Here is a 6358-nt window from a genome sequence, read left to right as displayed (position 1 = left end):
GGGCCTCGCGAAAGACGGTGACGGTCGTCCCGGTCGTCGACGGCTCGAGCCGGACCCCGGACTCGTCGGCCTCGAGGCGGAGCTCGGCGCGGAAGACGTACCGGGCGTCCATCCTCAGGCGTCGCGCTCGGACTCGATCAGCTCGGCCATCTCGATGTCCTGCTCCGTGACGCCGCCCTCCTCGTGGGAGGTCAGTCGGATCTCGACTTCCTCGTAGCGGATGATGATCTCGGGGTGATGGAACTGCGCTTCGGCGATCTCGCCGACCATCTGGGCGAAGTTAACTCCGCGGAGGTAGTCGTCGAACTCGTAGGCGCGAACGATCTCGTCGCCCTCCTGGGTCCACTCGTCGGGCAGTTGTGCGTCGATCTCGTCGTCGGACAGTAGGTCGGCCATAGTCGCCCGAACGGAAGCCAATCAGATAATGATTGTGCCACGGCGTATTGACCGCGACGGGTCTCGAGACCCCCGCGAGCGGATCGAATCGGGATTCGGAGACCGTGACGACGACACTCGCGATAGACGATAACGCGCGTCGCGACCGAATCGATAGCCGGAACCGAGTTCGGGGACGGCCGTGGCGCCGACAAGGACTTATCCACGAGCGGAGTACGTGCTGGCAGTGTAATGTGTGACCGGTCAGGCGACTGCGCGAACGACGAGACGTGCCAACTCGTTCTCAAAAACGAACACACCGGGATCGAGACGACCGAGTACTACTGCAAGGCACACCTCGTCCTCAGAATCTGGGAAGTCGAAGCCGACGATGCACTCGATATCGTCGACGCGACGAAGCTCTGGCACTAACCGTCAGTCGTCGTCGGTCGCCTCGAGCGGCGAGGCGGTGCCGGTGACCGGTGGGGCGACGGGGCCGTCGTCGCCGGCGAAATCGGGATCGAACAACTGAAGGGCGGTGTTGATCGTGCTCCAGTCGTCTTCGGCCGCCGCCTCGCGGAGGCTCTTGGTCGGCGGCGCGAGCAACTGGTTGACCAGCGCGTCGGCCATCGCCTCGACGACCTCCCGCTGTTCCGCGGAAAACTCCTCGCCCTCGAGTCGCGACAGCGCCGTCTCGAGTTCGCGTTCCTTCATGCGCTCGGCGGATTCGTACATCGCGGCGATCACCTCGTCGGCGCGGGCGCGCTTGTACTGGTCACAGAGCAGGTCGAACTCGCGGTCGACCATCGATTCGACCTCGCTTGCCGCGTCCGCGCGCTGTTCGCGGGTCTCCTGGGTGATCGACTCGAGGTCGTCCAGATCGTAGACGGCGACGGTCGAGAGGTCGCCGGCGGCTGGCTCGACGTCGCGGGGCTGTCCGAGGTCGACGACGACGCGGTTCGTCTCGGCGTCGGCGTCGGCGCCACCGTCGGTCGCGAGGTGGTCCGGTTCGAGGATCGGCTCCTCGCTGCCGGTCGCGGTGACGACGACGTCGGCGCCGCCGGCGACGGTAGAAAGCGCCTCCAGCGGGATCGCCTCGGCGTCGGCGTCGAGTTCGGTCGCGAGGTGTTCGGCGTGGGCGACCGTCCGGTTCGCGACGACGATGTCCTCGACGCCGGCGTCGGCGAGGCTGCGAGCCGCGAGACGGCCCATCTCGCCGGCGCCGACGACGAGCGCGGTCGTCCCGTCGAGGGAGAGCTCCCGGTCGGCGAGTTTCGTCGCCGCCGACCCCAGCGAGACGACCCCCTCGTTGATCTCGGTCTCGGTTCGCGCCCGTTCGCCGACGTGGATCGCCTTCGTCACGGCGGTCTCGAGCATCTCGCCGATGCCGCCGATGGTCCGGGCGTCCTCGTAGGCGGTCCGGACCTGCCCGAGGATCTGATCCTCGCCGAGGACGACCGACTCGAGGCCGGCCGCGACCGACAGCAGGTGGTGTAAGCTCTCGTCGTGGTCGCTGACGACGACCGCGTCGTCGTCGACCGCCGCGAAGAACTCCTCGAGTGCGGCTCGTCCGACGGCGGCGTCGGTACCGACGACGTAGGCCTCGACACGGTTGCACGTCGAGAGCACGTACGCCTCCTCGATCTCCGGTACCGAGAGCAGGTCGGCGACGGCGTCGCGTTGGCTCTCGGGACTCGCGTCCGCGAGATCGTCGACGCTGCCGCTCTCGTGTGTTACGCGCGCAGCCGTGACGACTCCGGCCGAGATCACGGTCGATCACCCCCAGTATATAGTTCCTCGCCCAGCACGTCCTCAATCACTTGACGATAGTTGGAAGTACCGGTACGTAAAGCTGTCCAAAGGTCCGGAGAATTGACGACGTCGGTGACGATCTCCCGCCGTCGCTCGGACGGGACGTTCCGCGATTTCAGTTCCGTCCGCAACTCGGCACAGACCCGCGCCATCTCCCCCGCGCCGGCGAGCGTCTCCTCGAGGTCCTGCCGGAGGTGCTTGCTCAACGCGGGCGCGGTGCCGCCGGTCGCGACCGAGACGACGACGGGATCCTCGCGCACGGTCGCCGGGACGACGACGCTGCCGACGTCGCGCTCGCCCGATCGATCGGCGCGGTTGACCAGCGTGCCGCGCGCTCGAGCCGCCTCCGCGACGGCCTCGTTGAGCGCCGCGTCGTCGGTCGCGGCGACGACCAGCGCGGGATCGGTCCGCTCGAGCCAGTCGTCGACGGCGGCCGGATCGGGCGCGGCCCGGACCAGTTCGGTACCGCCGAACTCCCGATCGGCGAAGTCGGGGCTGACGACGATCACGTCGGCCTCGCGGGCGAACCGACGGGCCTTCCGGGCGCCGACCCGCCCGCCGCCGAAGACGAGTACCGTGGTGCCCGTGAAATCGTGCAGAAGCGGAATCATTCTGGTATCGAACGTTCGTTCGTCATCCGTTACTCGGCCTCCGTGTTTGCATCGGCGCGCTCGTCCAAACGAATACCGGTTTTCTTCAATATCTGTGTAGAGTGCAAGGTATCCCAGTCGTCGGCAGTTACGTCCCAGTAGTCGTCCATCCGTTCCCGAACCTGTTCGATTCGCCGCCGGCTCTCGGCCTCGCTGCGACCGTGGGTCATCGCGAAGAAGTTGTACGGCCAGACGCCATCGTGGCGCGGGCGCTCGTAACAGTGGGTGACGAAGGGCAGCGCGGCGATCTCGGGGCCGACCTCCGCGACCCGGTCGTCGGGCACGTTCCAGACCGTCATCCCGTTTTCCGTGTAGCCCAGCGCGTAGTGGTTCGGCACGACGCCGATCCGGCGGATCTTCCCCTCCCGCTCGAATCGCTTGATCGTCTCGAGGACCCACTCGGTCTCTCGACCGATCGTGTCGGCGACGTCGGCGTAGGGCGTCTCGGTGAGGGGAAGGCCGTCCTGGACCTCGAGGACGAGGTCGCGTTCGGCCGGTGAAAGCGTCTCGCTGTCGGCCGGCACCACGTCGGGGCCGAGATCGGTGCAGTCAACGCCGGCGCGCTCGACGTCGCCCTCGCCGTCCAGCGGGCCGTCGACGTAGAACTTCGCCTCGACGCGGAACTCCCGCTGTTTCGGCAGGTTGTACGTTTCCTGCCCGGTTTCGTCTTCGATCTCCGCGAGAACGTCTTCGACGCGATCCTCGTCGGCCACCGACACGACGAACCAGACGTTCAGATGGGGGTGTTCGCGCTCGTAGTTGTGGGCCACCTCGCGGTGGGCGTTGACCTGCTCGACGATCTCGTCGAACCGCTCTTCAGGGGCGTGCATGGCGACCAGCGTCGCCGCGCCGCCGATCTCCTGGGCGTTGACGAGCGGGCCGAACCGGGAGAGCACGCCGCGCTCGTCCAGGTCGCGGATCGTCTCGAGCAACTCGTCCGCCGTGATGTCGACCCCGCGGTCGCGCATCGCGGTCGCGGCCGGCTCGAAGGGCCGTTCGGTGACGGGGAATCCGCCCTGAAAGGCGTTGACGACCGCCCGCTCGCGCTCCGTGAGGTCGACGTCCGTACTCATACGTGACGGTCGGGACGCCCCCGATATAAGGGAACCGGACGGTGTCGGTCGACGGTGATAGCGAACGCGCCCGACCGACAACGCAGAAACCGCGTTGGGAATCAGTTATCCCGCCGCATCGCTCCCGCTTGACCGCCGGTCAGAAGGGATACTCGCGGTCCTCGTGTTGCAGCGAGATCCACTTCTTCTCGGTGACCTCCTCGAGGAAGTCGGTGGTGTTGTAGCCGCCGACGCCTGAGGCGCCGGTGCCACCGAATGGGACGTGGGCCTCGTCGTTGATCGGTTGGTCGTTGACGTGGACCATGCCGGTCTCGAGGCGGTCGGCGATCCGCTTGCCGGCGCCGACGTCGCCCGCGTGAACGGAGCCGGAGAGGCCGTACTCCACGGCGTTGTGGAGTTCGACGGCCTCGTCGACGTCCGAGAACGGGATGACCGGCGCGATGGGGCCGAAGTGCTCGTTGCACGCGGCGGCCATGTCGTTGGTCNGTTCGACGGCCTCGTCGACGTCCGAGAACGGGATGACCGGCGCGATGGGGCCGAAGTGCTCGTTGCACGCGGCGGCCATGTCGTTGGTCGCGTCGGAGAGGACCGTCGGCGCGACGACCAGCGAGTCGTCGACGCCCTCGAGGTCGACGGTCTCGCCGCCAGTCTCCAGCGTCGCGCCCTGGTCGATCGTCTCCTCGACGTACTGGAGTATCTCGTCGCGCTGGGACTCGTCGATGATCGGGCCGACGATCGTGTCCGGATCGTGGGCGCTGCCGACGGGCAGCGACTCGGCGCGCTCGGTCAGCTTCTCGACGTACTCGTCGTAGACGTCCTCGTGGACGAGGTGGCGGTTGATCGAGATGCAGACCTGGCCCTGGTGGACGAAGTTCCCGAAGACCGCGGCGTCGACTGCCTGATCGACGTCCGCATCGGCGGTGACGATGTGGGCGTTGTTACCGCCCAGTTCCATCGCCGCTTCGGCGAGGTTCTCGCCGGCGGTGGCGGCGACCTGCCGACCGACGGGGGTCGACCCGGTGAAGGCGACGACGTCGCTCTCGGGATGGCCGGCGACGCGGTCGCCGATCTCCGAGCCCCGGCCGGTGACGACGTTGAGGACACCCGCGGGGAGGCCGGCTTCCTCGAACAGCTTCGCGATGAGGAGTCCGCCCGCGATGGGCGTGTTCGTCGCCGGCTTGAGCACGACCGAATTCCCGGCCGCGATCGCTGGCGCGACCGCCCGCATCGAGAGGTTCAGGGGGAAGTTCCACGGCGAGATGACCGTGACGACGCNTCGACGATGTTCTCCTTGCCCGGGATGTTCGAACGAGCGTGTTCGCCTTTCATCCGCCGGGGCAGCGTCGCCGCCTCGGCCGCCTGATCGGTCGCGAGGTGGACCGACGTCCCGCCCATGACCCGGCTGCCGCCGGCCTCCCGGACGAGGAGTTCGACGATGTCCTCCTCCCACTCTTCGAGGCGTTCGACGACGCCCTGGACGATCTCCTCGCGGGTGGCCGGCGGCTGTTTGGCCCACTCCGTCTGGGCGTCCGCGGCGGCCTCGTAGGCCGCGTCGACGTCCGATTCGACGCCCGCGGGGACCTCCGTGATGACCTCGCGAGTCGAGGGATCCTCGACCGCGAGCGTCTCGCCGCTCTCGGACGGCACCCACTCCCCGTTGAGGTACAGTTCTCCCCAATCCGCCGTGATCGAAATGTCCAGTGACATTCATCGATACTGTGGCGCACGGTAGTATAACGCTCACGGTGCTCGAACGGTTCGCGTTGACACAATCCCGAACCTCTATTATTATAACAGCGGAGTCTCAGAGAGAGATTCAGACGTGCACGGCGATCACGTCGCCCGATTCGAACGAGGATACTGGAACAGGGCTGAAACGACAGCGGCGTATCGGCGGTCGGAACGAACCGACTCGAGTTCGCAACAGCGGTATGACTGCCGACGGTCGCGCGAACGACCGACCGAGCCGGGACGCCGTTCGGCGGGCGGTTCCAGAGACGAGAGCGGGACGGTTCGCGCGGCGGTCGCTACTCGTCGCCCCGAACGCCGGTGACCTCGTGGCCGAGCTCGCGGATGTCCTCGAGAATCCCCTCGTGGTCTGCGCTCGCCCGGTAGTAGATGACGATGTCGAAGCTCCCCTCGCGAAGCAGTTGCTGGCACTCCCAGACGAACTCCTCGTCGTCCAGCGTCAGCCCCTGGTGCTGGTTCGAGGAGAAATCGGAGTCGTCGTTGCCGGAGTAGACGTAGCAGTCCTCGGGATCGTACCCCGAGCGCTCGGCGATGACGTCGCCGACGTCGAGGGTCGCCTGCATCATCTGGACGTCCTCCTGGCCGTCGTAGTCGGTGTGGACGATCGCCCCGTTGAGATCGATCTCGCCGGGCTCGAGCAGTGCCTTGGTCCGCTGGTAGAGGTCGTCGTCGATCGCGTCTGGCATTGTCAGAACCGAG

General features: G+C 67.1%; 6 protein-coding genes and 1 pseudogene. 1 reads left to right on the top strand and 6 read right to left on the bottom strand.

Features of this window, described 5'->3' with window-relative positions; translation table 11 throughout:
* Nucleotides 1-114 precede the first annotated feature (114 nt).
* Nucleotides 115-396, bottom strand: a complete 282-nt coding sequence (locus C477_RS07500; RefSeq protein ID WP_008893857.1) for a 4a-hydroxytetrahydrobiopterin dehydratase — start codon at nt 394-396, stop codon at nt 115-117.
* A gap of 231 nt (nt 397-627) precedes the next feature.
* Between C477_RS07500 and C477_RS07495 the strand changes: the two genes are divergently transcribed.
* Complete coding sequence (locus tag C477_RS07495) at nt 628-807, top strand: hypothetical protein (RefSeq protein ID WP_008893856.1); 180 nt, start codon at nt 628-630, stop codon at nt 805-807.
* Between the two features lie 3 nt (nt 808-810).
* Here the strand turns inward: C477_RS07495 and hemA are convergent, their stop codons facing one another.
* The 5 genes and pseudogenes from hemA to C477_RS07470 form a co-directional block, all read right to left on the bottom strand.
* Nucleotides 811-2145: a glutamyl-tRNA reductase gene (gene hemA / locus C477_RS07490; protein WP_008893855.1), complete on the bottom strand. Its 1335-nt coding sequence runs from the start codon at nt 2143-2145 to the stop codon at nt 811-813.
* Nucleotides 2142-2798 (bottom strand): precorrin-2 dehydrogenase/sirohydrochlorin ferrochelatase family protein, encoded by a 657-nt coding sequence (locus C477_RS07485; RefSeq protein ID WP_008893854.1) that lies wholly within the window; start codon nt 2796-2798, stop codon nt 2142-2144. Before C477_RS07485 ends, hemA begins: the two co-directional genes overlap by 4 nt.
* Nucleotides 2799-2827: 29 nt before the next feature.
* Complete coding sequence (ahbB, locus tag C477_RS07480) at nt 2828-3910, bottom strand: siroheme decarboxylase subunit beta (protein ID WP_008893853.1); 1083 nt, start codon at nt 3908-3910, stop codon at nt 2828-2830.
* Nucleotides 3911-4049: 139 nt separating this feature from the next.
* Nucleotides 4050-5617, bottom strand: a pseudogene (locus tag C477_RS07475) (aldehyde dehydrogenase family protein).
* Between the two features lie 320 nt (nt 5618-5937).
* Nucleotides 5938-6345 (bottom strand): DUF5778 family protein, encoded by a 408-nt coding sequence (locus tag C477_RS07470; protein ID WP_008893852.1) that lies wholly within the window; start codon nt 6343-6345, stop codon nt 5938-5940.
* Nucleotides 6346-6358: the final 13 nt, after the last annotated feature.

Source organism: Haloterrigena salina JCM 13891 (genome assembly GCF_000337495.1).
Taxonomy (GTDB): Archaea; Halobacteriota; Halobacteria; order Halobacteriales; family Natrialbaceae; genus Haloterrigena; species Haloterrigena salina.
This window is presented reverse-complemented; position numbering and strand designations above follow the sequence as displayed.

Bases quoted from the DNA above. Each gene is read 5' to 3' on its own strand.
- C477_RS07500 (WP_008893857.1), bottom strand. From the start codon at position 396: ATGGCCGACCTACTGTCCGACGACGAGATCGACGCACAACTGCCCGAC.
- C477_RS07495 (WP_008893856.1), top strand. From the start codon at position 628: ATGTGTGACCGGTCAGGCGACTGCGCGAACGACGAGACGTGCCAACTC.
- C477_RS07485 (WP_008893854.1), bottom strand. From the start codon at position 2,798: ATGATTCCGCTTCTGCACGATTTCACGGGCACCACGGTACTCGTCTTC.
- ahbB (WP_008893853.1), bottom strand. From the start codon at position 3,910: ATGAGTACGGACGTCGACCTCACGGAGCGCGAGCGGGCGGTCGTCAAC.
- C477_RS07470 (WP_008893852.1), bottom strand. From the start codon at position 6,345: ATGCCAGACGCGATCGACGACGACCTCTACCAGCGGACCAAGGCACTG.